The following is a 2,590-nucleotide window of genomic DNA, read 5'->3' as shown; positions in this document are numbered from 1 at the left end:
ATATGGTTGGCAAAAGATTAATAATCACTACTATTTCTTTAATCAAAATAGTGGGGAAATGGCAACCGGATATTTGCCGATGAACGGCCGCGAATACTTCTTTGATACCGGGACAGGGGCCCAAATTACAGATGCTTGGAACATTAAGTTGCTGTCTTGGTTCTACCACCGAATGGGGAAGTTAACATACTCAATGTATGGGTCGCGAAATGGTCGCGATGGGACAGCTGATTGTTCTGGTTCGGTTACACAAGCTCTGTATGAAACGAGTGGGGTGCCTTATTCTTGGCTATATAACACCGATGGATTACATTCATATTTAATTCAGAACGGCTACCATTTAGTTCACGAAAATGCCGGTTATAACGACCAACGTGTCGGGGATATTATTATCTGGGGCCGGCGTGGATACAGCGGTGGTGAGTTTGGTCATACTGGGGTAATTAGTGGTTCTGGACCAGATGCTAAGATGATTTCAACTTGTTATTACACGCAAGGTGAAAAAAATACGGCGGTCCAAAACTTAACCTACTCATCATACTGGGCATATGATAATTACCCATATTATTACGTTTACCGTCGGTAGCTTTAATGAAAACAGGTAACGGATTAGCCGAGTCAATTGGCGATCTGTTACCTGTTTTTATTTAATCTGAAAGGAATGCTGACTTTCTGGCTCAAAATCATAAAAAACAATGTTTAAGTCCCATAAACTGTGTTACAATAAAGTTACAAAGAAATGATAAAGATTACAGCAACTTTAACGGCATGAGAGAAAACATGAAGGGTAAGGAGGATGATGATCATGCGGAAGGAATTCAAGCTATTATTCAGTACCGTTGCAATGGCGGCATTATTAGCCGGTTGTGGTCAAGCGGCAACGACTAGCTCCAAGAAGGCGGCCAGCTCATCATCGCCGGCCCCGACCAGCCAAACGACGAAGAAGCATGCTGATCACACCGTGGCCAAAGAGGCAGAAGCGCCGACCGCGGTAGTGACAACCCCGACGGCAACCGCTACGCCGGCTGCACCAATGATGTTGAAGGCAGCTAGCCAAGCCCCGGCGACCTACATGCCGGCTACCAAGACGTTGACGGTTAACACCCCGGCGGCAACGAAGTCGACAACGAAGCAAGCGGCTAACCAAGCGGTCCCAACGCCAACCAAAGCAACCACGACTTTGGCAGCGGACCAACTGACGCTGAACCAAAAATTTGGCCTCTACACTTGGTACACCAGCAAGCACGTAACCAACGAAGCGTTGCCAGTCACTGATCGCCCACTATCAGTGACGATTATGAACGAAAGCAGCGTCCTTGCCCCATTGCCAAACGGGACCAACAACACCTACTACCAAGTCTACGGCAGCACGGCAGACAACGGCGAGTGGGTTAACTACTACGCCCAAAGCAAGGATGTTGCCGGCAGCGACAAATCCGTCTACCTGTACAAGGGCAACCGGTGGAACCAATACCAGCTCAATGACATGGTAAACACGGCGAACCAAGAACAAGCAGGCGCTTATGTCAACCAAGTAGCGAACAACGTGCAAGTTCACGACGAACGGTAAGGCCACGTTCCGTGGTCGCCCGTCAAGCCCAGTAAAATGGGGTTGGCGGGCTTTTTCTTTGCTTGAAAAACTATGAAAAGGGCAAACACAAATTAAACGCAAGGTTTCTTTCATGTAACAATCATGTATCATCTTGGCCAGAGCGTTGATCGAAAAAACAATGAATGATAGAATTTACAAGGAACATTTAGAAAATCATAAATTTTTGAAACTATTAAAGATAAAAACCGAGTAATTAACGTAAGGAGAACGACATGGGTAAACCGAGTCAGGATATGAAATGTCACTTTAAGATGTACAAGAAAGGGAAGCTGTGGTTAGTCGCTGGGATTACGGCGGCCAGCCTCTTTGCCGGTGTGCACGGCGCAAAGGCCGACACGACGACCCAAGCGGATCAAGCCGCTGACAAGGTCGCAACGACGACCGGCAACGCCAACAGCAGCGACGACCAAACGGTTCTCTCCGCGGCAACTGCTAGTGCTAACGTAGCCGTAGTGACGCCAGCGGTCAGTGCGTCCGCGCAAGTTAGCGCAGCCCCAGCGGTGAGCGCCTCAGCGCAAGTGGCTTCGGCGAGCCAAGCGGTTAGTGCCGCTACGGCGCCAGCCAACCAACAAACAGCACCAGTGGCAATGCACAAGGCCGCTGTTGAAACGTCCGCCCGAACTACGGCTCAATCCAACGCCGTAACTACGTCTGATGCAACGTCTGCTAACTCTTCTGCGGCTCCAACCACTAAGGAAGTTTACAGTGGTGGGCACTGGTACTTGCAAGATACCACGACGAACCAAAATGTAAATGGCTGGCATAGTCTGTCAAATAACCGGGTGGCTTATTATGATCCAAGTACCTATCAAATGACATACGGGGAACGTAACATTGATAACAAGTGGTACTACTTTAATGAACAAAGTGGTGATGTCCAAGAGGGATGGTACCGTCTGCCAGATGGCCGTGAAGTCTACTACGATGTCCACAAAAAACAAAATGGGGTAGACGGTGAGGGGATGCTCCATGGCATGA

Annotated in this window: 3 protein-coding genes; all 3 read left to right on the top strand. The window is 48.6% G+C overall.

Going from position 1 to position 2,590, the window contains the following annotated elements:
- A partial coding sequence (locus BN54_RS04215; protein ID WP_302463770.1) for a peptidoglycan amidohydrolase family protein occupies positions 1–586 on the top strand: 586 nt, incomplete at its 5' end.
- A gap of 219 nt (positions 587–805) precedes the next feature.
- Positions 806–1,570, top strand: coding sequence for a hypothetical protein (locus BN54_RS04210; protein ID WP_155818267.1), 765 nt, complete (start codon positions 806–808; stop codon positions 1,568–1,570).
- Positions 1,571–1,824: 254 nt separating this feature from the next.
- The coding region (locus tag BN54_RS04205; RefSeq protein WP_019205903.1) for a KxYKxGKxW signal peptide domain-containing protein at positions 1,825–2,590 on the top strand (766 nt) is incomplete at its 3' end.

Origin of the sequence: Limosilactobacillus ingluviei str. Autruche 4 (assembly GCF_000312405.1) — a bacterium.
GTDB lineage: Bacteria > Bacillota > Bacilli > Lactobacillales > Lactobacillaceae > Limosilactobacillus > Limosilactobacillus ingluviei.
Note: the sequence above shows the minus strand (reverse complement) of the source record. Positions and strands in the feature narration are given on the sequence as shown.